Origin of the sequence: Spiribacter pallidus (assembly GCF_040838495.1) — a bacterium.
GTDB classification, from domain to species: domain Bacteria; phylum Pseudomonadota; class Gammaproteobacteria; order Nitrococcales; family Nitrococcaceae; genus Spiribacter; species Spiribacter pallidus.
This window is the reverse complement of sequence record NZ_JBAKFM010000002.1, coordinates 191,008-215,053: the sequence shown is the minus strand read 5'-3', so window position 1 is coordinate 215,053 and position 24,046 is coordinate 191,008. Positions and strand designations below refer to the sequence as shown.

Below are 24,046 nucleotides of genomic sequence, written 5' to 3'. Positions count from 1 at the left end.
CGTTGTCTACCAGTGGCTGGTGCCGGGTTCGCCTTTCCAGGGCCCGACCAACTCGCTTGTCACCCAACCGCCGTAGTACTCACCCCGCTGAGGCACGACCGCTTCGCCGCCGACAAAGCATTGCAGCGACTCCGGATAGACCGACAGGTATCCGGCGATCGCTTCCGCGCCGGCCAGCGGGTCGGCATAACACCAGACCGCTGCCTTTAAATCCAGCGTCGGGGTGACGACATCATAGTAATTGGCCTGCCCTTTCCACTCGCAGAAGCTTTGATGGGCCGAGGGACGGAGCCACTGCCGGTCAAACGCCCCGGCGGGCAGATAGAAAGCAGGTGGGCTGCCCGTCTCCAGCGCCCGGATGGCCTGTTGGCTGGCGGCGATGCGTCGGTCACCCGCCCAGATCTCGACGCGGCGGTCGTCAGCGACATAAGCCGGCGGCCGGGGATAATCCCAGACCGACTCCTGCCCCGGCCCCGGGGCAATGGCAAAGTCCGGCCGGGCGTCGCCGCGATAGCGCCACCCCTGTCGGAGCGATTCAAGGTCTGTCATCGGCGGTGTCTCCGTGGTCGATTCGTTGATCAATGGTCTGCAAAAGCAGCCGTCGGAACCATTGACTCATGGCGTCGTTGTGATGGCGCGCGTGCCAGTACAGGTACATGGGAAATCGCTGCTCCTGCAGCGCTCCGGGCAACGGCCGGGTCACCAGACGACCGTCCCGGGCCGCCAGTCGCCGGGTCAGCCGGTGCGGCAACGAGAAGATGACATCACTGTTGGCACAGGCATCCGAGACATTGGCAAAGCTCGAGAGCTTGAGCGCCACTTGACGGTGGACACCCTGGCGGGCGAGGCGTTCATCCATCATCGCCGGGCCGCGCCCGGTGATCGATACCACCCCGTGGCGGGCAGCGCTGTAGCGCTCCAGGGTCATGGGCGGGTCGGCGAGCGCATTATCCTGCCCCATCAGCACCTCGGAGTGGGTGTGGTCAATCACCCGCCGATGGAACTGGGCGGCCCCGGCCCAGGGCTCCAGTCCGCTGATGGCCAGATGCAACCGACCTTCAGCCAGAAGCGCAAAGTAATCATCCGGGTGCGAGTAGATCTCGAGCTGCATGTTCGGCGCGTTCTGCCGGATCGCGGGCACCAGGTCCGGCAGGTAGATCGCCGCCTCCAGATCCAGGCACCCGATGCGCAGCGAGCCGGTGGCATCGGCCGGTTCAAAATCGGGCGCGGCCACGAGGCCCGAGAGACCGGCCAGCAGATCCGCAAGCGGCTGTCTTAGGCCCTCGGCCCGTTCGCTGAGCGTCAGCCCCGCCGGCCCGCGAACCAGCAATGGATCATCGAAGGTTTCGCGCAGGCGGCCCAGGGCACGGCTGACGGCCGGCTGACTCATGGACAGGCTCGTCGCCGCCCGGGTGATGTGACGCTCACGCAGAAGGGCCTCCAGGACCACCAGCAAATTGAGGTCGACACCTCGAAGATTCGTTTCACGCATAGAGTAAATATAGATAATTCATTAGACGCATCATAACAGGCATCGTAGGGTCTCGGTTGAACCCAAGGACCTGAACCGGAGGATGCATGCAATTCACTCAAACGCTCAAAGCCTTTGCCACTTCGGCGCTGCTCGGTGGTGCTGCCATGGCCGGCACGGCCCATGCCGCGGACTATGTGATCGACACCGAAGGCGCCCATGCGTCGATACAGTTCAAGATCAGCCACCTGGGCTTTAGCTGGCTGAAGGGGCGTTTCAATGATTTCGAGGGGGACTTTAGCTACGACGCCGACAACCCCGAGGCCGCGGAAATCACCGTGACCATCGACACCGCCAGCATCGACTCCAACCACGCCGATCGCGATGCGCACCTGCGCTCGGCCGATTTTCTGGATGTCGAGCAGTTTCCGCAGGCGCGGTTTGTCAGCACCGACTTCATCCCCCACGACGATGGCGAGGCCACCCTCGAAGGCGAACTGACGCTGCGGGGCATCACCCGTGATATCGCCATTGATGTCGAGAAAATCGGTGAGGGCGAAGACCCCTGGGGCAACTATCGGGTGGGCTTCAGCGGCGAGACCGAGTTCCGGCTCGAGGACTATGGCATCGACTACGAACTTGGCCCGACCAGCGAAGTGGTCTACCTCGAGCTCGAAGTTGAAGGCATCCAGCAGTAAGCCCATCCAGTCGATATCAGGGAGCAACCAATGGCCAGGATTCTTGTCCTCTACTACTCGATGTACGGCCACATGGAGACCATGGCCCAGCGCATCGCCGATGGCGCACAGGGCGTGGACGGCGCCACAGTGACCATCAAACGCATTCCCGAGACCATGGATGCCGAGGCGTTCGCGGCGGCAGGCGGCAAGACCGACCAGAGCGCCCCGGAGGCCACACCGGCAGAACTGGCAGACTACGATGCCATCCTCCTGGGCACACCGACCCGCTTTGGCAACATGGCCGGCCAGGTCCGGACTTTTCTGGATCAGACCGGCGGGCTGTGGGCAGAAGGCAAACTCGCTGGCAAGGTCGGCAGTGTCTTTACCTCGACCGGCACCGGTGGTGGTCAGGAGCAGACCATCACTTCGAGCTGGATCACCCTGGCCCACCACGGCATGGTGCTGGTGCCGCTGGGTTACACCAACCCGGTGCAGTTCGACATCTCCACCGTCAGCGGCGGCACGCCGTATGGGGCGTCGACCATCGCCGGGGGTGACGGCTCAAGGCAGCCCGACGACAAGGAACTCGAGATCGCCCGCCACCAGGGTGAGAAGGTCGCCGAGGTCGCCGTCAAGCTGCACGGCTGAGGTATAGGGCGGCTTGACCAGGGCCGGGCCGGTGACAGACCGGTCCGGTTCTTTGCAGGTTGCATGACCACACTTTCAACGTAAAAGCTCGTCCAAGCGCCTTTGAGCGTCTCGAGCTCTCTCGGCCCACCCCGCACGAGATAAAGCATCCCTATATTCGATCAAGGCTGGCCGGTAGTCCGCGTCGCCTAGTCGGACGTACTGATCGTCGGTGTCTAACGCCAACCCGACATCGACACTGATGAGACCGGCAACGATCGCGGGGAGCGCATCCGGATAATTTGCCTCATCGCGCAATTTGGCGAGAATATCGATGCCTTCTCGGTGGCGGCCGGTCGCTATCCTTTCCACACCCACCTGCAGCCTTGCCTCAGCGATGTCCGCTTTGGATGGCTCCCTCTTGAAAGAGGCGGAAATATCGTTATCAGCCACATTACAGCGTGTACGAAACCGACCAGGGCCCAGCCTCTCGGTGTCGCGCTGCATCCTGGATACACGAACACGGATTCCGATTGTTTTAGACAACTGCCGGTGAACGGCAAGAGAGAACTGCCCGCCCGACTGACCAAAAAGGGCATCCCTGCCAAGAATAGCCCGGCACTTTGCAGCGCCGACCTGTGACCCCTGCGACATATCGAGGCCAGCATGCGTGATTTCCACATACCGGACGGGCCCTTCCACCCAACTGCGTGCGTAGCTTTTATCAGCGTATCCTGATGTCACGACGATACCCAGTGCCAATCCACAAGGTATCGCCCGGACGAATTGCTCCCTAAAAGTCATGCTGCGGCACGACAGCGCCGCTGGGGCCTTGCGGATTGGCCGCGTCTTCGTTGGCACCACCGCTCATATTCACATCAGAGCTATTGGTGTTAGCTCCACCTGACTCGATGGAGTCGATCGCTCCGCTAGTAAACGCCGGCTGATACACCGCGACGGTGAATCGCCAATAGCCGTCTTCCGAAGTGAAGCTCTGCAGACGGGTCCCCGGCGGCACCTGACCACTGGTCACCGAGCTGCTTGCATTGGAACTGGACATGACGTTCAAGAACTGACTTTGCGTTTCGTCATGCTTTTGCGGTGACCCGGGCGTGCCGTCTTCATTCTCCGGCACGAAGAACTGCTCAGCATTCTCCATCTGCTCCTGCTGAAAACCGCCCTCCCAGTAGATTTCATCTCCGGAAAGATAGGACACCAAAGCGCTCCTCGCTCGAGTCTCAGAGACATCCTGCGCCATTGACCGCAGCCGTCTTGCCATCATTGGGTCCGAATTCTGGCGGATGATCGCGCTGCCGAAACCGACCACTGTGTAAGCTCCGCTTTCGACATCGCTTATTAGGCGGGCCCCAAGTGGCGGAGTGGCAAAATTGGCGATATCTTCGAGGACGCCCTGGAACGCCGCCTCAGGATCCGTGGTATTGACCACGGTTTCACCGATCCGGTCGACTGCACCCTGAGTTTTCGTCGAGGTGAGCACACTAACCATCACACTTTTCTCATCGACGAGGTCCTCAATGGCGTACACGATATAGCCATTCACCATCCCCGACACCGTCTCAACACATTCCTCCGATGTACTGGAGAACATGTTGGCCACGCTCTCTACACCGGTATCCATGGCAACCGTCGAGTCCTCTACCTGAGCGCTGCACTCGCTGCTCATGCCCTCCATGAACTCAACAATGCCTTTGCGTGCGTTGACATACGCTTTGAAGTAGGCATTACGTTTGCTCAAAAGTGTGGCGTTGATATTGTCGTACGTGCGGTAACCGGCAAACTCCGTTGAAAGATAAGCGAATCCCGTATCGGTGTTGATAAGCTTTCCGCCGGCAAAACCATCGCTTTTGATCCGCTGGTAGGCCCGACTGACACCTTCTTCGATGGTTTCAGCGTTTATGGCATTTGGGTCAGTCCCACTGCCACCGTCCCCCTCAGGTGAGAAATCATCCAGGGAAAGTCCTTGTCCGAGTGCTACGTTTGTCGCACCGAAAATCAAAACAGCACCCATTAGTCGCCAAGGATTACCAAACATCTTCCATCTCCTGTGTCATCTCGTCGACGGCTTCCTGGCCATCTTGTGCGGTCGCTTCGGCGTTTTTCGCTTGACTACCACCCGCTGATCGGGATGAACCTGACGCCTCCATGGGCCGAACGATGAAGTCACCTTGGCGAAATTGAGCCCCCAGGTCCACGGTGGTTTCGATAACAGAGGCATTGGACAACTTCGCCTGAACACTTGTGATCTCAATCACGCCAACTGAGCGCTCCTCACGCCCTAGACTCTCTTGTGTGTACGGATCAACAATGGGTTCCCCATATTGCACAAGCCGGTATCGGTCACCGATCTGGATATCGTTTCCACCCTGCCCAAGAGTGACCGTGTTATTGCTGTAACTCGCGACCATGATCGGGAATATGGCATTGAGAATCGTTTCCCCGATCTCGGAGCCGCCCCGCCGGGCGAGCTGGGAGAGCGTCAAGTCGCGTCCACTGCCCTGCCACCGGTCGCTGTACTTGATCTGCGTTGTGGCAACATCAATGATGCGGTAGCTGACATCAGCACTCGCCGTGGTTATCGTACGGCTTTGACCTGTGGACGATAATTCAATCGTTCGCTCGGAAAGATTCGCCTGCTCAATCCGACCAACAATCAAATAGTCAGTCCCCAGACGGTTTCCCAGACGGGCAAGCTCCGGTGTCGCCGCGCCACCGGATGCAACAAAACCCAGCTCTTTGCTCTGTTCTTCTAGGAAATCACGATCAAGCATCGCGAATCGGCGGCTCTGCGTCAGCGAGGTCGTTAACGCGTCTGTCACGGCAAGCTCAAAAGATGCCTGGTCGCTATTCATCAATCGGAAAGGCATGACGGCCATCCGAAGCCGCTCAGCTTGCGCGGAGACCTCATACTTGGCGACCCGCGCTCTGAGCTTTACCGACCAGAGACCCTGCTCTTCCGATGCCTCGAGCAGGGTATACGAATCGACCACGCCTTCCGTTTGTGTCGCAATGGCCTCGCTTGTCATCGAACTCGAGGCAACCGAGGAGCCATCTTCGGTATCGAGAGCCAACGTGGCCTGCGCGCTTTCCGAGACACCCGCTAATTGCCCACCGTTGACCGACAACACTGCCTCGCGGAGAGCGGATGCGATCGCGATATTTTGTGTTGACCCCTCGCCCCTCGTTTCAACCTCGACATAGCTCACCCGAGCATGTACGGTTGAAATGAACATCAGGAACACAACCGCCAAAATGAATGTGGCCCGCTCGGGCCACATTTTTTCATGCTGAATCATAAAAGGCCTCAATCAGCCTGTATCAGAACGACACGTTCGAAATGTCATCCGGAACTTCAACGTCATTGGACCGGGCAAATGCGACGAAGTTGTTCGTTGCTCCGGCAAACGATTCCATGAAGCTGGGCAGATTCGTAGCCACGAAAATGGGCGCAGCAGTGCTACTCCGCAGCTCGTTGAGCTTCATCGGGTTACTTGAGAGGCTCGAAATACCACTGCTAACGGAATCCGCCCACTTCTGCGCCTCCGGCAGGAGCTGAGTTGCTTCATAGACTCCCTTGACGTAGTGCGGCACTGCCGATGCCAGGGCCTCTTTGCCCGCATCCGAGACAGCCTCGGCGCTATCTGCCGACTCCTCGACCAGCGCAACCGCCTCCCGAGTGACCTCTATATCCCGCTCTACCGCATCTTTCTCTGCAATGTTGCCTTCAGCATAAAAGTTTCCGCGGGCGCTAAGCTGCTCGGCTTTTTCTTTATACCCCAGTGCATCCAACGTATTGGCAAGCGCAAGATTCATGTTGCCAAAAGCAAGCGAAAAGCGCCCCATGAGGCCATCACCCTGACTAACAAGCTGACCCACATCGACATCGCTGCCCCCATCGCCACCACCGGTAACGTCATCCAGACCGAGAGCGCCCACCGGGCCGCTAATGGCGAGCGTCAGTAGACCTGCGGACAGACTTTTTAAAAGACCTTTCATTACACTTCTCCAGGTTGAAAACTTAACGAATTCCTTTCGCGTTGAGCTGATCTACCAGCACTCGACCGGCATCCTCTGCCGCTTCGATCAACGCATTACGCTTGGCAACCTGCCTGTCGGGTCCCAGACCCGCATATTGCACAGGCCCAACGCTGGCTACCTGCCGGGGAAGACCTCGGCCGATATCCCATATCTGCCCGCGGACAGACACAAAAACGCGTCGATTGCCCGTTGCTGGATCCACCTCATCCTGCTGCAGGCCCACGTCTAGTGTTCCCATGGCAAACAACTCAACATCACAGGAGGACGCTGCTTTAATTGCCGCTGTTCTCGTACCCGCTGTCAGCGTGTCGGACTCTGCAAACTCCGACCGGATAGCATCCAGAGAGGCTCCTCCACAGAAGCCAAACACGTCGACATATGGGATGACCTCAAATCCGTTGCCCGCAAATACCTGGCCAACGGCGCTATCAATGTCGCTGGCGCTGCTGACGTCATAGGCAATTTCGTCTGCTTTGGTCAGCGTGCTGCCGCCCGTGGTGCTGCTTGAAATGGACGAAGAGGATGTACTGCCGGATACTGTCCCACCCGAATCAGCCATTTGGTCTGTCTGAGTCGCTTTACTGTCCTTTTTCTCAACCACGGTGCGGCGGTCATCAAAGTCGCGAATGCTCTCGACTTCGCGAGCCACAAAAACGAAACTCAGCATCGAGGCCGGACCGGCCCCTTGACTCGAGGTCTGTCCGGCTTGCGCCAGCTCGTTGAACGCTGCATCCACCATGCCGGTATTGACTGCAATCCGAACGGCCACGCGTATGACATTCGATTCCTCATCGACCATCTCGTCGAGGACAGTGACGTCAGAAATAAAAGTATCGAGTTGCTCCTCGAACTTTGTGGCCGACGCCGAATAGCTGGTCGACCTTGCCGTGTTGAATGTCGCGGTATAGCTGCGCCACGCGGATAATTTCGCCTCATGGAGCGCCTGCGTCCGATCTGCCTCACTGGGTTTGCTGTTGAAAACACCGCTTTCGTAACGCACTTCACCAACACCCTGGAACTCACTTTGGGCATGCACTCCAGCCGAGGCGAGCACTGCCAAGCAGCCAAGGGTCAACAACAAAAATTTACCTGCATTTCGCAAGGACATCGTCCATCTCCAAAAAAGCCTTCTGAATACCATCGGTCACGCCCCATTTATCCACCCACTCCCTCTGAGGATCCGAAATCTGTTGTGTAAAGGAGTTGATTGAAGAGAGGACTAACTCTTCGAACGCGGCTGGATCATCCGGCCGAATGCCGACCGGCACGGTTGAACTTACCGCATATTTGAATTGATGATTCGCATAATCTTTCTCAAGCAACGGCTGGCTGACACGCGCGGTCGCGTAGAGCCCATACAAGTAAGCGATCTGGCTGGACGTCCGATCAAGCTCTAGCTTTCTCAACCGGTCAACCGTGAAGGATACCGTATAGTCGGGATTCGGAATCTCGAGCTGATAGACATCACCGTTTGTAAACTGAGCCGCCATCTGGTTACCGATGACGGTACCTTTTTTGAACGGCAGCACCGGAACGGATTGATTGGACGCGAGGTACTTGCTCATTGTCTGACCGACTCGGGCAGAGAAAGCGTCTGCATCAAGTCCAAGCTCATCTACTACACTGACAGATTCGGGGGATAGCTCGGCGGTGGTAACCTGAATCCTGTTGCTATATGCCGGTTTCAACTCCACTTGCTTGAGCATCTCGACAAAACTCGCAAGCAATCCGAAGTCATCCTCTCCGATTAGGGCCCGACGGGCGAGCGCCCTGGCATGGTCATCGGATGGGCCACCTTTGCGCGCATCCCGCACTTGTACACCGATCGGAAATGCCCCGACGACCTTCATCGTCGAGTAATCAAAGGCGAGCACCTGCCCATGGACATCGACAACATATTTCGTATTGCCGTCGATATCGGTGGTGGAGACGTTTTCCCAGTCAATAGCCAGGGCCAGGACAACACCATCGCCATCGCGGTAGTCCGCAAGCTCACCGAATTGGAAGTTATGACCGGTTTCGGTAGCCCTCAACCTCTCCACAAGCAGAGTGTCCACCAGCGATGCGCCACGCTCATCCTCTAGCTTCAAGAGCTCAGAAACGTGAGGATACCTTTCGGCTTGACCCTGAGATGCGCCAATAATGGCAGTCCCGGCGAAAAATACCGGCAACTCCGCCTGTGCAATGCTTACGCTGCAGAATAAGCATGAAATCGCAGCAACTAGAAATCGGATTGTGCCCCCAAAAGACTTTTTAACCCTTGCTATCACCTCTCACGGTATCCGGTATTTGTTTGCGATCACACCCCCTATATGGGGTGTTGATCAACGAAAGGACGCGGGAACAAGCAACCCGACGACAAAGTGATATCGGATGTACCGGATGGTCTCTGGCGAGGGGATGGTGGGCCGTCAGGGACTCGAACCCCGAACCTACTGATTAAGAGTCAGCTGCTCTACCAATTGAGCTAACGGCCCTGAGAGAAATGGGGTGAGCGATGGGACTTGAACCCACGACCACCGGAGCCACAATCCGGAGCTCTACCAACTGAGCTACGCCCACCATTGTCAACTTTGTCCTGCCCGGTGACTGGTCGGGGTGGAGGGATTTGAACCCCCGACATCCTGCTCCCAAAGCAGGCGCGCTACCAGACTGCGCTACACCCCGCCGTGATCGCAGGCGCCCCGCGGCCGACTGACCGAGAGGAGAAGGATAATACTCAGCGCGCCATAGGCGGTCAATGTGCGTATACTCCCGACCAGCGCAAGGAGTAACGCTTACATGACATTCGATTCCTTCGGCCTGCGTGCCGAACTGCTCGACGCCGTCAAGGCATCGGGATACACCACCCCCACCGCCATCCAGCAACGCGCCATCCCAGCCATCACCCAGGGCAACGACCTGCTTGCCGCCGCACAGACGGGTACCGGCAAGACCGCTGCGTTTACCCTGCCCCTGCTGCATCGCCTCGCCGCGCAACGCCCGGCAGGCAAGGGTCGGCCCGTTCGCTTGCTGGTCGTCGCCCCCACCCGCGAGCTGGCCGCGCAGATCCATGAAAGCGTCAGGAACTACGGCCAGGATCTGCCGCTGAAATCCGCCGTGGTCTTTGGCGGTGTCGGCATGCAACCCCAGATCGACCGGCTGCGTCGGGGCGTTGATGTGCTCATCGCCACGCCGGGCCGGCTCCTCGACCACCTCCAGCGTGGCCATGTCCGGCTCGACCGCCTTGAGACCGTGGTCCTGGACGAAGCGGATCGGATACTCGACATGGGGTTCATCCACGACATCCGACGCTTGCTCAAGCAGCTGCCACGCGAGCGCCAGACGCTTTTGTTCTCGGCAACCTTCTCGAGCGAAATCCGCCGACTGGCCAGCGGCATGTTGCGGGACCCGGTGGAAATCGATGTCGCCCCCCGCAACAGCGCCGCCGAGACGGTCGCGCAGAAGGTCTACCGCCTCGACAAGGCCAAGAAGCGCCAACAGCTCAGCCAGCTGATTCACGAGGGCGACTGGCAACAGGTGCTGGTCTTCACCCGGACCAAGCACGGGGCCAATAACCTCAGCCGGCAACTGGACAAGGACGGGCTGAGCGCCGCGGCCATCCACGGCAACAAGAGCCAGAGTGCGCGGACCCGAGCGCTGGATGGCTTCAAGCAGGGCCAGGTGCGGGTTCTGGTGGCCACCGATATCGCCGCCCGGGGGCTGGATATTGACCAGCTGCCCCATGTGGTGAACTACGACCTGCCCCAGGTGGCCGAGGACTATGTCCACCGCATCGGCCGTACGGGAAGGGCCGGCAACGTAGGCGAGGCCATTTCGCTGGTGGCCCCCGAGGAGAATAAACTGCTCAAGGGCATCGAGCGGCTGCTCAAACGCCCACTGGAGCGGGCCGAGACCACGGTCTGAACCCTGGATCATGGCGCGCCCGGCAGGACTTGAACCTGCAACCCTCGGCTTAGAAGGCCGATGCTCTATCCGGTTGAGCTACGGGCGCCCTGTGAGCATTGTAGCGCAAACACAGCCGGCGTAGAGTTCGCGCCCTATCGGGCTGAACGGGTGACAGGACAGGGTATGAGCGCAGCCATCATCGACGGCAAGGCAATCGCCGCGGATATTCGCGAACGGCTGACCGATCGGGTCAATGACCGGATCCGGGCCGGGCAGCGCCCGCCGGGGCTGGCGGTGGTACTGGTTGGTGACAATGCCGCCTCTTCGGTCTATGTCCGCATGAAACGCCGCGACTGCGCCCAAGTGGGGTTTGTATCCCACGACCATGATCTGCCCGCCGACACCGACCAGGCGGCGCTACTGGCGCTGATCGACCAGCTCAACGCCAGCCCCGAGGTCCACGGCATTCTGGTACAGCTGCCACTGCCCGATCACATCGATGCCCAGGCGGTCATCGAGCGCATCGATCCGGCCAAGGATGTGGATGGTTTCCATCCGCGAAATGTCGGCCGGCTGGTCTTGCGTCTGCCGGGGCTGCGCTCCTGTACGCCCCATGGTGTGATGACGCTGCTCGCCCACACCGATACCCCGCTCGCCGGGGCCCCGGCCGTGGTCCTCGGCCAGTCCAACATCGTTGGCCGACCGATGGCATTGGAGTTACTCAATGCCGGCTGCACCGTGACCATCTGTCACAGCCGCACCCGGGATCTGCGCGCCGAGGTGGAACGCGCCGACATCCTAGTGGCCGCCGTGGGCAGGCCGGGATTTGTCCCCGGGGACTGGATCAAGCCCGGCGCCACGGTGATCGATGTCGGTATCAACCGGCTCGAGGACGGCAGCCTGGTTGGCGATGTGGATGAGCGGGCCGCCGAGCGGGCCGCCTGGATCACACCGGTGCCCGGGGGGGTGGGCCCGCTCACCCGGGCCACGCTGCTCGAGAATACCCTGCAGGCTGCCGAAGCCCTGGATGGCTGAAAAGCGCGGAGCACAACTCCGCTCAGTCACCGTGCTCGCGTAACATCGCCAGCGCCGCATCCAGGCGCTCTACCCCCAGCACCTCCATACCCTCGGGCGCCTGGCCGCGGGCCGGTGCGTTTTTGCTCGGCACCAGGGCCTTGGTAAACCCGTGCCGGGCGGCCTCGGCCAGCCGGTCCGGCCCGTTGGGGACCGGCCGGATCTCACCGGCGAGCCCCACTTCGCCGAATATCACCCAATCCTGCGGGATCGGCCGATCGCGCAGACTCGAGCTCACCGCCAGCAGCGCGGGCAGATCACTGGCCGTCTCGGCGATCCGCACGCCGCCGACCACGTTGACAAACACATCCTCACCATAGGTGCTGACCCCGGCGTGGCGCTGCAACACGGCGAGCAGCATGCCAAGGCGGTTACCATCCAGACCCACCGCAAGCCGTCGGGGATTGGACAACGGGCTCTCCGCGACCAGGGCCTGGAGCTCGAGCAGCAGCGGCCGTGTCCCCTCGCGGGTCACCAGAATGGCGCTGCCGGGCACCGGCTGCTCATGCCGGGATAAAAAAATGGCCGAGGGGTTTTTGACCTCTTTAAGGCCGGTGTCCTGCATGGCAAAGACACCCAGCTCGTTGGCGGCACCAAACCGGTTCTTGACCGCCCGCAGCAACCGGTAACGACTGCCGGAATCGCTTTCAAAATAAAGCACCGTATCGACCATATGCTCGAGCACACGCGGTCCGGCCAGTTGCCCTTCCTTGGTGACGTGCCCGACCAGAAACAACACCGTGCCGGTGCGCTTGGCAAACTGCACCAGCTGCGCCGCCGACTCGCGCACCTGGGCCACACCACCGGGTGCGGAACCCAGCTCCTCGCTGTGAATGGTCTGAATCGAGTCCACCACCAGGACATCCGGTTTCTCGCGGGCGGCAAGCTCGATGATGGCCTCGACCCGGGTTTCGGCCAACAGCCGCAAATCAGCATCCATCACCCCCAGCCGCTCGGCACGCATGCCCACCTGACGCAACGACTCCTCGCCGGTGACATAAAGCGCGCCCTGACGCTGGGCCACCCGGGCGACGGCCTCGAGCAGCAGGGTGGATTTGCCAATCCCCGGATCGCCACCGAGCAAGACCACACCGCCGGCCACCAGACCCCCGCCGAGGACACGATCAAGCTCGGCGATCCGGGTGGGGAAGCGCGCTTCCTGATCCCGCGGCACCTCGGCCAGGCGCTTGACCCCACTGTCACCGGCGTACTGGCCGGCCACACGTGTCGACCCGCGGCCCTTGGCGGTTGCAGGCGCCTCGAGCTGCTCTTCGAGGGTGTTCCATTGACCGCAGTCCGGGCATTGCCCGGCCCACTGCGGCGTCACCCCACCACAGGCGTTGCAGACGAATCGGGTTTTAACGCTGGCCTTGGCCATTATCCATCTCCCTGGCGGTAGACACGCTGGACCCGGGGGGTCAGCCGGCAGAAAAGCTCGTAGCTGATCGTCCCGCAATACCCGGCAACCTCGGTCGCCAAGGGGTCGGCGCCCCACAGCACCACCGGATCCCCCACCCGGGCATCGGGCACCGGGCGCAGATCCACCGCCAGCATGTCCATCGACACCTTGCCGATCAACGCCGTCCGGCGACCGTTGACCACCACTGGCGTGCCGTCCGGGGCATGGCGCGGATAGCCATCGCCGTAGCCCATCGACACCACCCCGACGGGCATGGCCTCGGGGCAGACAAAGCGCGCCCCATAGCCCACGCCGTGGCCGGCGGGCAGGGTCTTGACCGAGACCAGACGGGCCTCGAGGGTCATCGCCGGTTGGAGCCGATCATGGATGGCGGCATCCGCAAAGGGCGAGGCCCCGTAGAGCATGATGCCGGGCCGGATCCATCCGGCCCGGGCCATGGGCCAGTGCAGCGTCCCGGCGGAGTTGGCAATGCTTGTCTGATCATCCGACACCGCATCCGTGGCCAGCGCCTGCTCAAGCGTCTCGACCTGGGTGGCCGTGGCCGATGCATCCGGCTCATCGGCGCGGGCAAGATGCGTCATCCACCGCAGCTCACCCACCGCCGGCAGGGCTCGCAGGCCCTCGACCGCCGCGTCCGCCTCATCGGGGGAAAATCCCAGGCGTCCCATGCCGGTGTCGACTTTCAGCCAGCAGTCAATGGGCTGTGACGGTGCCGCGGCTGCCAGCGCCTCGATCTGCCATGGCAGATGGATGACGGCATCCAGTCGCCGCGCGGCGAATACGCCGATCTCGTCGGCGTCAAAGAACCCCTCGAGCAACACGATGCGTTGCTCGAGCCCGGCTTCGCGCAGGGGCAGCGCCTCTTCCAGGCAGCTCACGGCAAAGGCGTCGGTGAGATCACTGAGCGCATGGGCGACGGGCAACAGGCCGTGGCCGTAGGCGTTGGCTTTCAAAACCGCCATGGTCCGGCCATCGGATGCCGCGGCCCGGGCCATGGCCATATTGTGCCGCAGGGCGTCGAGATGGATCGTCGCCCGGGCCAAGCGGCTCATTGCCAGCCCCCGCCCCCGTAGCCGGCATCGGCGATGAAGTTCTCGAAACGGGTGAACTGCCCCAAGAAGGTCAGCCGCACCGTACCGACCGGGCCATTCCGCTGCTTGCCGATGATGATCTCTGCGGTGCCCGTGTCGGGACTGTCTTCGTTGTAGACCTCATCGCGGTAGATGAACACGATGACGTCTGCATCCTGCTCGATCGCGCCGGAGTTATGACTCACGATGCCATCCGCCAACCAACAAGCCGTTTCCGGAACCGTAAGATCGTACACCGTCTCCTCGCCGGCCGCTTCGATGGACACGACCCGATCCCAGAATAATTCGGAGGAGGCCAACACCTCGAGGCGCTCATCGTCCAGTATTTTTGCGTAGTCGCGCACAACCTTCCGCGAGGGTGCGAACGCGAAATGTGCGCTCCCTCCGTAGGCCGTGCCACGCATCGCTGCCATGCGCCGGTGGGTGATGCCTCGGTCGTGCATCCGGGCTTTGATATGGTCGAAGACCTCGTTAGGCAGGGTATCGACATTGGTGTTGACTGCCCGCTGCGTCAAAACGCTCCGGATCGCGGGCAACCGTGCTTGTTGATCACCAAAGACGCCCACCTTGTCGAGGAAGATCAGCTGATCCTGGACACCCGACACATCGGCCGTGTACCAGCCTTGACCACCGGCCTGGGACACGTGCCGTAACCGGCAGACGATCCCGAATCGCAGCAACAAATCGCTCACATCAACCGCGAGTTGGTGACTGGCTGTTGCGAAGTAAATCCTCACCCGACCATCCCGGGCGAGCGTGATGCTGCCATCCGTCGCCCAGAGATGGCGTAGAAAAAGTGCTATTTGCCGGTTGGAGAGACGAAAAAGCGCCTCGGGCAGGGTTTTCTGCCTTGAACGTTGACCGAAGATGCCGAGCGTCTTGAGCCATCGACCGACACCTGCAGGTTGCCATCTTGTACCGTTGCCACTGATCAGTAATTGATGCCAGTTCCCCCGGCCCTCGCGTCGCTTAACGGTTGAGCCAAGCGCCTCGGCGGCCTGTCGGACAGCCTGGCTGTTGGCCTCACTGGCGGTGGTGTAGCGAAGGGGCTGCCCCTTGACGTAGCTACCATCACCCACCAAATGCCCCAGCAGGCTCACCGCCGCTTCGGACCAAACCGCTGGTTTCGCGGGCTCAGGCCGATAACGCGCCAGACCCAGACGGTCACCAAAGCGGATATCCTTGACACGGCGCCATCCCCAAAGCGTTCGCAGGCGATGGTCATCGGTGCAGCGGATTGAACGGCCACTGGCCAGATTGATTCGCCGAACCGGACGCTGCCCAACGGGCCAAACCCGATCGGAGACGGCCTCTGTGATCCGCCCATCGGCGCTCACCGTCAGCACCGATGGCATCTCGCCGACGAGCGACGCGATCGGCTGGCACGAGCCATCGGTCAGCATGACCCGGGTATCACCCGTCACGCATTCGCGTAGATCGGACATGATCGGGCGCTTGTTGGGGCGTTGCTCGAGGCTGCGGTTGAGCTGCGAGAGCACCATGACCGGCACGCCCAGCTCCTTGGCCATGCCCTTGAGCGCACGGGAGATCTCGGAGATCTCGGCGGCGCGGTTTTCCTTGAACCCGGGTAGCTGCATGAGCTGCAGATAATCAACCAGGACCAGCCCCAGGCCATGCTCGCGTTTGAGTCGCCGACAGCGGGCACGCATCTCGGTGGGGGTCAGACCCGGCGTGTCGTCGATGAACAGATTGGCCTGGGAGAGCAGATTCATGGTGGAGGTCAGCCGCGGCCAGTCGTCATCCCCGAGCCGGCCGGAGCGGATCTTCTGCAGCTCGACCCGCCCCAGCGAGGCGAGCATGCGCATGGCCAGCGCGTCGGCCGGCATCTCCATGCTGAACACCGCCGTGGGCGGTCCCCCCTGCAGTGCGGCCGCCTCGGCGATGTTCATGGCAAACGTGGTCTTGCCCATGGACGGCCTTCCGGCGACGATGACCAGATCACCGGTCTGCAGCCCCGAGGTCATGCGATCGAGATCGGTGAATCCGGTCCCCAGCCCGGTGACATCGCTGTCCTGGTGATAGAGGGTGTCGATGCGATCCACCACCTGGGGCAGGACATCGCGGACGCCCACAAACCCCTGACGGTTACGCCCCGATTGCTCGGCAATCTCAAAGATCCGCCGTTCGGCGTGATCGAGCAGGTCCGCCGAGGTCCGCCCCTCGGGGTTGAAACCGGCGTTGGTGACATCGGTGCCCGCCTCGATGAGCTGCCGCAGGACCGACTGCTCCCGGACAATATCGGCGTAGGTGCGGATATTGGCGGCGCTGGGGGTGTCCCGGGCCAGCAGCCCCAGGTAGGCCAGCCCGCCGGCGTTCTCGAGCTCGTCGTTGGACTTGAGCCACTCCGAGAGGGTCACCGCATCCATCGGCTGACCACCCTCGGCCAGCGACTCGATGGCGCGGAAGATCAGGCGATGATCGCGGCGGTAGAAATCATCCTCAGCGACCCGGTCGGCGACCTGATCCCAGGCCTTGTTGTCGAGCATCAGCCCGCCCAGTACCGCCTGCTCCGCTTCCAGCGAATGGGGCGGGACCTTGAGCGCGTCGGTGGGCGAGGCGTTGCGCGCTTCTGCCATGGTGAGTCACGGAACGGCCGAAGCCGCCGGGATCAGGCCTCGCCGGTGACGTTAACGCTCACCGTGGCGTTGACATCGGCGTGCAGGTGCAACTCGATGCTGTACTCGCCCACCGCACGAATGGGCCCCTCGGGCATCCGTACCTCGTGGCGCGCCAGTGCCTCGCCCGCGGCGGTGACCGCATCGGCGACGTCCTGGGGGCCGACCGAGCCAAAGAGCTTGCCCTCTTCGCCGGCATTGGCGGCGATGGTCACGTTGAGCGCTTCAAGCTTCTCGACCCGGGCCTGCGCGGTGGCCAGCTCTTCGGCGGCCTTGCGCTCGAGCTCGGCACGCTGCGCTTCGAAATAGGCGATGTTCTCGGCCGTCGCCGGTTTGGCCTTGCCCTGCGGAATCAGGTAGTTGCGCCCGTAGCCGGGCCGCACTTTGACCTTGTCTCCCAGACCGCCCAGGTTGGCGACTTTCTCGAGCAGAATGACTTCCATGATGGTATACCCCAGTCTTGTACGATTCGTATTTTATGCCGGCCGCGACAGCCGCGTGCGAAAATCCACAAAGGCATCTGCCAGCCCCAACAACGTGATTGGCCGCAGCATAAGCGGCAGAATCAGGTAAAACCCGATCAGCCAACCCACATGCCAGCCGCGTCGCGCGACCACCGCGTGGGCGACGGCCAGGGCCTGCAGCACGAACAACCCGCCGATCACCGTCCCGGCGTCGGCCATCAGCCCGGGCGGCGCAAAGCCCCCGGCGAAAAGCCCCGCCAGCCCGGCGACCGCAAACCAACGGGCAAAGCGCAGTTCGTGGAACTCCGCCCTGAATCCGCCCGGATTGTACAGCACCGCCTGCCACCAGCGGCCGAGCAATAGGCAGATCACCGCCACCGCCAGCATGTTCACCACCCACAGCCCGGTCAGCCTTGGCGCCAGTTGCGAAGCCGCCCGTTGCCATTCCGGCCCGGGCTCGCCCCCGGCAAGGGCCTGTGCCAGCGTGTTCAGCGTCTGCTGCCAGAAAGCCGTCGGGTCACCGTGCAGCCCATAGAAGGCCGCCACCCCCACGGCCGCCACCACGGCCCCGGTCTGCAGCGCGAATGACAGCGATACGCTGCGCCGCAGGACCTCGGCGAGCAGCATCACCGGCAGCCAGATCAAGGCAATGGGCTGAAGCACCGCCGCGGGCATCCCCAACAGCAGGCCATAGAGCGGCCACAGCACGAGGGCCGCGCCGGCGGCGATCAGCGCGCCTTCGATCACCCCCCGACGGAGGGTCACCAGCGCGATCACCGCGCCGCTTAGCCAGAACAGCAGCGGCATCAACGCGCCCAGCGCCACGATGCCGACGGCAGCCGGGCGCGAGCGCATCAGAAACGCCAGAAAACCGCTCATCTCAACCCACCGCGTAGCCGCGGCTAGTGGCTGTCGGTGTACGGCAGCAGGGCCAGATAACGGGCCCGTTTAACGGCCGTGGACAGCTGACGCTGGTATTTGGCGCGCGTCCCGGTGATGCGACTCGGGACGATCTTGCCGGTTTCGGTGATGTACTGACGCAGGGTGTTGAGATCCTTGTAGTCAATCTCTTTGACACCCTCGGCGGTAAAGCGGCAATACTTGCGACGACGAAAGAATCGGGCCATGTCGGTTTCCTCTATTCCGTTTCGGCCAACCGTTCGATCCGGTTGACGCTGATAATGATGGGATCGGTCTCGGCGTTGCGCTGACGCGAGCGGCGCAGGATGCCTTGCACCCGAATCGGTTCGCCCACCCCCAGCGCTCCCAGTGTCTCGGCGACACCGGCACCGGCGGCATTCAAGCCCACCCGAAACCGGATGGGACGCCGCGCACCGGCCTCACGCTGCTCGGAGTCATGCTCGAGCAGCGCGCGGGCGATGGGCACACCGGCCGGGGAGTGACGGAGCTCGGCGGCATCCACCAGCCGCCCGGTCAACTCAACGCAATTGCTCACGACTGGGGTTCGGACTCGGCGGACGCCTCGGCCGCCTCGTCATCGCCGGCATCGCCGTCGGCGCTGCCCTCGTCCTCATCCCCGGCCGGGTGCTGTCCTTCGTCCGAGTCGCGACGCTCGTCACGCTCACGCTCGCGCTCGCGCTCTTCGTCCTGGCTCTTGGCCAGCGGCGAGGGCTCGGTCACGGCTTCTTTGCGCGCCAACACCATGTTGCGGATGACCGCATCGTTGAACCGGAACATCGACTCCAGCTCTTCGATATCGCTGGGTTCGCATTCCACGTTCATCAACACGTAATGGGCTTTGATGAGCTTGTTGATCGGGTAGGCAAGCTGGCGCCGCCCCCAGTCCTCGAGGCGATGGATCGCCCCACCATTGCCCTCGATAAGGCCGCGGTAGCGCTCGATCATGGCCGGGACCTGATCACTCTGGTCCGGATGGACCATAAAGACGATTTCATAGTGCCGCATTGTGGCTCCTTTCGGTTAATCCGGTCGTCCACCGGGAAAAGCCACCCGCACACACACGGCGGGCAGCAAGGAGAGCCGACGATCACGCCGGCTAGCCGGGCAGTATAACCACAGAGCCGATCAACCGGAACCCTGGCGTTGGCGCAGCGCTTCGTAGAGCACAACCCCGGTGGCCACCGAGACGTTCAGACTCTCGACCTGGCCGGCCATCGGAATGGCCACGAGCTGGTCGCAGTGCTCACGGGTCAACCGCCGCAGCCCGCGCCCCTCGGCCCCCATGACCAGCGCCAGCGGCCCGATCAGATCGGTATCGAAAAGCGGGGTATGGGCCCCGTCGGCAGCACCCAGAAGCCAGATGCCCCGATCGGCGAGGCCCCGCAGGCAACGAGCGAGATTGGTGACCTGAAAAAACGGCACCGTCTCGGCTGCCCCTGCCGCGGCACGATGAACCGCCGGGGTCAGACCCACGGCGCGGTCACGGGGGGCGATGACCGCATCGACGCCGACGGCATCGGCGCTGCGCAGACAGGCCCCGAGGTTGTGGGGATCCTGCACCTGATCCAGCACCAGCAAAAGCGGCGGGCGGTCAAGGCCATCCAGGTGCACGGCCAGTGCGTCATCGCCGCGCGGTGTCATGCCCAGGGTCGCCACCACCACGCCCTGGTGACTGACCTCGGGCAGCAGTCGGGTCAATTCTCGCGCATCGGTCTCGTGCACTGGACAGTCAAGCGACTGACACTGACGTCGCAGCCGCTGGAGCCGGGCATCACGCCGGCGTTTATCCAGCCATACCGCTTCGATCCGCCCCGGGTCGTATTTAAGGGCGGACTGCACGGCATGGAGCCCGCCGATGAACTGGCGCTCGCCGCTCATCGCCGCTGGCGACGCCCTTTGGTGCTGCGCGGCGGTCCCTTGCGGCGGCTACCGGCTTTTTTCTCGCCCTTGCCGGCCCCTTTCGTCGACCGCGCCGGCGGTTTTTCGAGCACTTCGCCGTCGGGCCCGAGCGGGTGTGCCACCGGGTCGAAGTCGATCTTGCCCTCATCCACATTGACCTGCGCGAGCCGGACACGGATGCGGTCGGTCAGGCGATACTCCTTGCCGGTGCGCTCGCCCACCAGACGGTGGCCGATGGCGTCATAGTGGAAAAAGTCCTGCTCGAGATTGGTGATATGGATCAGCCCGTCGACGAAGACTTCATCCAGCTCGACAAAAAGCCCGAACGAGGTCACGCCGCTGATCACGCCGGTGAACGCCTCACCCAGGCGCTCGGCCATGAACCGGCACTTCAGCGTCATGGTGGCCTCGCGGGTGGCCTCCTCGGCCCGACGGTCGGTCATCGAGCAGTGCTCGCCCACCGTCACCAGCTGATCCTCGGTGTAGGGGAAGGCCTCCACCGGCTTTTTGTGGATGAGGTGCTTGAGCGCCCGGTGGACCACCAGATCCGGATAGCGCCGGATGGGCGAGGTGAAATGGGCATAGGCATCCAGCGCCAGGCCGAAATGGCCGGCGTTATCCGGCCGGTATTCGGCGGCCATCATCGAGCGCAGCATGATGGTCTCGATGAGGTGGCGGTCGCTTCGCTGCCGCACCTTGGCCATGAGTTCGGCGTAATCGGCAGGACTCGGCTCATCGCCGCCGCCCAGCGTCAGCCCGGTCTGCGCCAGGAATTGCCGGAGGTTTTCCAGGCGTGTCTCGGCCGGCGGCTCATGCACCCGGTAGAGCGCAGGGATTTTGTTGCGCTCGAGAAACCGGGCGGTCGCCACGTTGGCCTTGACCATGCACTCTTCGATCAGGCGGTGGGCGTCATTGCGCTCGGCCGGATGGACATCGGCCACCTGACCCTCGGCGTCGAATTCGATGACCGATTCGGTGGTGTCAAAATCGATGGCGCCACGCTGGCGACGGTCAGCGCGCAGGGCCTTGAAAACGCCGTAGAGGTTTTCCAGATGCGGGATGACCTCGGCGTATTCGCGCTTGAGACTGGGGTCACGGTCATTGTGGATGGCATCCACCGCCTCATAGGTGAGCCGTGCACAGGAGTTCATCACCCCTTCGTAGAAATGCGAATCCAGCAGCTGCCCCCGGGGGTCGATCTGCATTTCGCAGACCATGCACAGCCGATCGACCCGCGGGTTGAGCGAGCAAAGCCCGTTGGACAGGCTCTCGGGCAGCATGGGGACGACATTACGCGGGAAGTACACCGAATTGCCCCGCTCTGCCGCCTCGGCATCCAGCGCCGAACCGGGCTGGACGTAGGCGGCCACATCGGCAATGGCGACCAGCAATCGCCAGCCCTTGTCGGTGGGCTCGCAAAACACCGCATCATCAAAATCCCGCGCATCGGCCCCGTCGATGGTCAGCAGCGGCACATCGCGCAGATCGGTCCGCCCCTGCTTGCTGCGCTCGGGGACGGTATCCCCGATCTGCGCGCTCTCGGCAAGCGCGGCATCCGGCCACTCCACGGGGATGCCATGGGTGCGAGCGGCCACCGCCACCTCATCGCCCCGGGCAATCTCGGTGCCGAAGACCTCGATGATCCGGCCGATGGGCTGGCGTCGCTGCGAGGGCTGACTGACCACCTCGGCGGTGACCAGTTCACCGTTTTTGGCCCCATTGCGATCCGCCGCGGGGATGATCAAATCCTGGTGGAGGCGCTTGTTGTTGGGCACCACAAAACCGATGCCGCTTTCCTCGAAATAGCGCCCGGCAATCTCGCGGTTGGCATGTTCGATGATCTCGACGAGCTCGCCAGTGGGTCGGCCGGCCTCGTCGTCACCGGTCAGCCGCACCACCACGCGATCGCCGTTGAGCAGGCGCTTCATCTCGCGCGGGGCGAGGTAGACATTGGGCCCGGGTCGGTCGGGATGGACAACACCCGAGCCGTCGGCGGCAGCGCGGATCCGGCCCCGGACCAGCTCCTCGTTATCCACCACCACATAGCCGTTGCGCCGGTTGCGCACCAGCTGACCATCGCGCTCCATGGCCTTGAGCCGACGTCTCAACCCCTCCAGGGCGTCCTCATCGGTGAGGCCGAACAGTTCGGCCAGCTCTTTGCGCCCGAGGGGCCGGGCCTGGGCCTGAAGTTGCTCGAGAATGTATTCCCGGCTGGGCACCGGCGAGCCGTATTTCTCGCGTTCGCGGTCCAGGTAGGGGTCGTTGCCGGGATCGGCGGAGTCGGTTTTTTTTGCCATGCGCGAAGGATACGGCATGTTGGCAGCGGTGCCTACGCAAGCAGGCTGATAGCGCCGCCCGCGGCGGGTTCGCGTTTGACAGCCCCGGCGGCGGGCAGTATTCTCCGCAGCGCTGTTGCGCCCTGCGGGCACGATCAGCCAAGCCGAGGTGGCGGAATTGGTAGACGCGCTAGCTTCAGGTGCTAGTGGGGGTAACCCCGTGGAGGTTCAAGTCCTCTCCTCGGCACCATCGTCCAGCGGATGACGGCGGATGATGGTATCGGCCCGGTCCGGTCCGGTCGAGACAATATCCACCGGCACATCACAGAGTTCTTCGATCCGCTCGAGATAATCCCGCGCTGCCCGCGGCAGATCGTCATAGGCCTGGATCCCCAGTGTTGAACACTGCCAGCCGGGCATCTCCACATATTCCGGTTCGCACTCGGCAAGCGCCTCGGCACCGGTGGGAAGGACATCCCGCGACTGGGCACCGCAACGGTAGCCGGTGCAGATACGCAGGGTATCCAGCTCGTCGAGGACATCCAGCTTGGTCATGCAAAGGCCCGAGAGACTGCTGATCTGCGCCGCCCGCCGCATGGCCACGGCGTCAAACCAGCCGCAGCGGCGCGGCCGACCGGTGGTCGAGCCGAACTCGTGTCCCCGACGTGCCAGATGCTCGCCCAAATGGTCACTGAGCTCGGTGGGAAACGGCCCCGCCCCGACCCGGGTGGTGTAGGCCTTGGTAATCCCCAGGACATAATCGAGCTCCAGCGGCCCGACGCCCGTTCCGGTGGCGGCGGCACCTGCCGTGGTATTGGATGAAGTGACATAGGGGTAAGTCCCCTGGTCGATATCGAGCAGCGTGCCCTGGGCGCCTTCGTACAAAAGATGCCGCCCATCCCGGCGGTGGTCCGCCAGTCGCTGGCTGATGTCGGCCACCATGGGCTCGAGCTGCGAGGCCATCGCCAGGCACTCCTCCTGGATGGCCTGAAAATCCAGTCCCGCCCCGCCGTAGTATTGTTTGAGGATGAAGTTGTGGTAATCCAGCAGCTCACCCAGCTTGGCGGCCAGCCGCTCACGTTGGAACAGGTCACCGACCCGCAGCCCGCGCCGGGCGACCTTGTCCTCGTAGGCGGGACCGATGCCGCGGCCGGTGGTGCCGATCGCCGCTTTGCCGCGGGCTTTCTCGCGGGCCTGATCCAGGGCCACGTGCGAAGGCAGGATCACCGGGCAGGCCGGCGAGACCCGCAGCCGCTCGCGGGCCGGCACCCCCGAGGCCTCGAGGGGCTCGAGTTCGGCCATCAACGCCTGCGGCGAGAGCACGACCCCATTGCCGATGAGGCACTCGACCCCCTCGCGGAGGATGCCTGAGGGGATGAGATGCAGCACCGTTTTTTGTCCGTCGATCACCAGGGTATGCCCGGCGTTGTGCCCGCCCTGAAACCGGGCCACCGCCGCCACCCGGTCGGTGAGCAGATCGACGATCTTGCCCTTGCCCTCATCACCCCACTGAGAGCCGATGACCACCACGCTTTTTGCCATG

The 24,046-nt window shown here is 62.7% G+C and carries 23 protein-coding genes and 5 tRNA genes; 5 read left to right on the top strand and 23 right to left on the bottom strand.

Going from position 1 to position 24,046, the window contains the following annotated elements; translation table 11 throughout:
* Positions 1–6: 6 nt before the first annotated feature.
* Both V6X73_RS04395 and V6X73_RS04390 read right to left on the bottom strand, forming a co-directional pair.
* Complete coding sequence (locus V6X73_RS04395) at positions 7–549, bottom strand: DUF427 domain-containing protein (protein WP_367958815.1); 543 nt, start codon at positions 547–549, stop codon at positions 7–9.
* Positions 536–1,492, bottom strand: coding sequence for a LysR family transcriptional regulator (locus V6X73_RS04390; RefSeq protein WP_367958816.1), 957 nt, complete (start codon positions 1,490–1,492; stop codon positions 536–538). The genes V6X73_RS04395 and V6X73_RS04390 overlap by 14 nt, the downstream gene beginning before the upstream one ends.
* A gap of 86 nt (positions 1,493–1,578) precedes the next feature.
* Here V6X73_RS04390 and V6X73_RS04385 point away from each other — a divergent pair, with 86 nt between their 5' ends.
* Together V6X73_RS04385 and wrbA are read left to right on the top strand one after the other, a co-directional pair.
* On the top strand, positions 1,579–2,169 hold the full coding sequence (locus tag V6X73_RS04385) for a YceI family protein (protein ID WP_367958817.1): 591 nt from the start codon (positions 1,579–1,581) through the stop codon (positions 2,167–2,169).
* Between the two features lie 30 nt (positions 2,170–2,199).
* Positions 2,200–2,799 carry an NAD(P)H:quinone oxidoreductase gene (gene wrbA / locus V6X73_RS04380; protein WP_367958818.1) on the top strand — a complete coding sequence of 200 codons (600 nt, stop codon included), beginning with the start codon at positions 2,200–2,202 and terminating at the stop codon, positions 2,797–2,799.
* Between the two features lie 75 nt (positions 2,800–2,874).
* Here the strand turns inward: wrbA and V6X73_RS04375 are convergent, their stop codons facing one another.
* The 9 genes from V6X73_RS04375 to V6X73_RS04335 all read right to left on the bottom strand — a co-directional run bounded on the left by V6X73_RS04375 (position 2,875) and on the right by V6X73_RS04335 (position 9,501).
* Positions 2,875–3,540: a hypothetical protein gene (locus V6X73_RS04375; RefSeq protein WP_367958819.1), complete on the bottom strand. Its 666-nt coding sequence runs from the start codon at positions 3,538–3,540 to the stop codon at positions 2,875–2,877.
* Positions 3,541–3,571: 31 nt separating this feature from the next.
* A complete protein-coding gene (locus tag V6X73_RS04370) occupies positions 3,572–4,831 on the bottom strand; it encodes a hypothetical protein (RefSeq protein WP_367958820.1) in 1,260 nt (419 codons plus the stop codon).
* On the bottom strand, positions 4,821–6,092 hold the full coding sequence (locus tag V6X73_RS04365; RefSeq protein WP_367958821.1) for a CsgG/HfaB family protein: 1,272 nt from the start codon (positions 6,090–6,092) through the stop codon (positions 4,821–4,823). The genes V6X73_RS04370 and V6X73_RS04365 overlap by 11 nt, the downstream gene beginning before the upstream one ends.
* A gap of 22 nt (positions 6,093–6,114) precedes the next feature.
* Entirely contained in the window at positions 6,115–6,792 is a 678-nt protein-coding gene (locus tag V6X73_RS04360; RefSeq protein WP_367958822.1) for a hypothetical protein, read from the bottom strand.
* Positions 6,793–6,814: 22 nt separating this feature from the next.
* Positions 6,815–7,942, bottom strand: a complete 1,128-nt coding sequence (locus tag V6X73_RS04355; RefSeq protein WP_367958823.1) for a hypothetical protein — start codon at positions 7,940–7,942, stop codon at positions 6,815–6,817.
* Complete coding sequence (locus V6X73_RS04350; RefSeq protein ID WP_367958825.1) at positions 7,920–9,005, bottom strand: hypothetical protein; 1,086 nt, start codon at positions 9,003–9,005, stop codon at positions 7,920–7,922. The genes V6X73_RS04355 and V6X73_RS04350 overlap by 23 nt, the downstream gene beginning before the upstream one ends.
* 230 nt (positions 9,006–9,235) lie before the next feature.
* Positions 9,236–9,311, bottom strand: a tRNA-Lys gene (locus V6X73_RS04345).
* A 9-nt stretch (positions 9,312–9,320) separates the two neighbouring features.
* A tRNA-His gene (locus V6X73_RS04340) sits at positions 9,321–9,396 on the bottom strand.
* Between the two features lie 28 nt (positions 9,397–9,424).
* Positions 9,425–9,501, bottom strand: a tRNA-Pro gene (locus V6X73_RS04335).
* A 114-nt stretch (positions 9,502–9,615) separates the two neighbouring features.
* Between V6X73_RS04335 and V6X73_RS04330 the strand changes: the two genes are divergently transcribed.
* Positions 9,616–10,740 (top strand): DEAD/DEAH box helicase, encoded by a 1,125-nt coding sequence (locus V6X73_RS04330; RefSeq protein ID WP_367958826.1) that lies wholly within the window; start codon positions 9,616–9,618, stop codon positions 10,738–10,740.
* A gap of 11 nt (positions 10,741–10,751) precedes the next feature.
* Here the strand turns inward: V6X73_RS04330 and V6X73_RS04325 are convergent.
* Positions 10,752–10,828 (bottom strand) — tRNA-Arg (locus V6X73_RS04325).
* Positions 10,829–10,905: 77 nt separating this feature from the next.
* On the opposite strand from V6X73_RS04325, the gene folD reads away from it, so the two are divergent.
* Positions 10,906–11,757, top strand: a complete 852-nt coding sequence (gene folD, locus V6X73_RS04320; protein ID WP_367958827.1) for a bifunctional methylenetetrahydrofolate dehydrogenase/methenyltetrahydrofolate cyclohydrolase FolD — start codon at positions 10,906–10,908, stop codon at positions 11,755–11,757.
* 22 nt (positions 11,758–11,779) lie between these two features.
* Here the strand turns inward: folD and radA are convergent, their stop codons facing one another.
* From radA to rnr, 10 genes are all read right to left on the bottom strand, one after another.
* Complete coding sequence (gene radA / locus V6X73_RS04315) at positions 11,780–13,174, bottom strand: DNA repair protein RadA (RefSeq protein ID WP_367958828.1); 1,395 nt, start codon at positions 13,172–13,174, stop codon at positions 11,780–11,782.
* Positions 13,174–14,268: an alanine racemase gene (gene alr / locus V6X73_RS04310; RefSeq protein WP_367958829.1), complete on the bottom strand. Its 1,095-nt coding sequence runs from the start codon at positions 14,266–14,268 to the stop codon at positions 13,174–13,176. The genes radA and alr overlap by 1 nt, the downstream gene beginning before the upstream one ends.
* Positions 14,265–16,904, bottom strand: a complete 2,640-nt coding sequence (locus V6X73_RS04305) for a replicative DNA helicase (RefSeq protein WP_367958830.1) — start codon at positions 16,902–16,904, stop codon at positions 14,265–14,267. Before V6X73_RS04305 ends, alr begins: the two co-directional genes overlap by 4 nt.
* A 32-nt stretch (positions 16,905–16,936) precedes the next feature.
* Entirely contained in the window at positions 16,937–17,386 is a 450-nt protein-coding gene (rplI, locus tag V6X73_RS04300) for a 50S ribosomal protein L9 (RefSeq protein ID WP_367958832.1), read from the bottom strand.
* 33 nt (positions 17,387–17,419) lie between these two features.
* Entirely contained in the window at positions 17,420–18,286 is an 867-nt protein-coding gene (locus V6X73_RS04295) for a hypothetical protein (protein WP_367958833.1), read from the bottom strand.
* A 23-nt stretch (positions 18,287–18,309) separates the two neighbouring features.
* Positions 18,310–18,534: a 30S ribosomal protein S18 gene (rpsR, locus tag V6X73_RS04290; protein ID WP_110883152.1), complete on the bottom strand. Its 225-nt coding sequence runs from the start codon at positions 18,532–18,534 to the stop codon at positions 18,310–18,312.
* 11 nt (positions 18,535–18,545) lie between these two features.
* Positions 18,546–18,863 (bottom strand): primosomal replication protein N, encoded by a 318-nt coding sequence (gene priB / locus V6X73_RS04285; protein WP_367958834.1) that lies wholly within the window; start codon positions 18,861–18,863, stop codon positions 18,546–18,548.
* Positions 18,860–19,333, bottom strand: a complete 474-nt coding sequence (rpsF, locus tag V6X73_RS04280; protein WP_367958836.1) for a 30S ribosomal protein S6 — start codon at positions 19,331–19,333, stop codon at positions 18,860–18,862. The genes priB and rpsF overlap by 4 nt, the downstream gene beginning before the upstream one ends.
* Positions 19,334–19,453: 120 nt before the next feature.
* Positions 19,454–20,206 carry a 23S rRNA (guanosine(2251)-2'-O)-methyltransferase RlmB gene (rlmB, locus tag V6X73_RS04275; protein WP_367958837.1) on the bottom strand — a complete coding sequence of 251 codons (753 nt, stop codon included), beginning with the start codon at positions 20,204–20,206 and terminating at the stop codon, positions 19,454–19,456.
* Positions 20,203–22,524: a ribonuclease R gene (gene rnr / locus V6X73_RS04270; RefSeq protein ID WP_367958838.1), complete on the bottom strand. Its 2,322-nt coding sequence runs from the start codon at positions 22,522–22,524 to the stop codon at positions 20,203–20,205. Before rnr ends, rlmB begins: the two co-directional genes overlap by 4 nt.
* A 142-nt stretch (positions 22,525–22,666) precedes the next feature.
* Between rnr and V6X73_RS04265 the strand changes: the two genes are divergently transcribed.
* Positions 22,667–22,753 (top strand) — tRNA-Leu (locus V6X73_RS04265).
* Here the strand turns inward: V6X73_RS04265 and V6X73_RS04260 are convergent.
* Positions 22,732–24,045 carry an adenylosuccinate synthase gene (locus tag V6X73_RS04260; protein WP_367958839.1) on the bottom strand — a complete coding sequence of 438 codons (1,314 nt, stop codon included), beginning with the start codon at positions 24,043–24,045 and terminating at the stop codon, positions 22,732–22,734. The genes V6X73_RS04265 and V6X73_RS04260 overlap by 22 nt on opposite strands.
* Position 24,046: the final 1 nt, after the last annotated feature.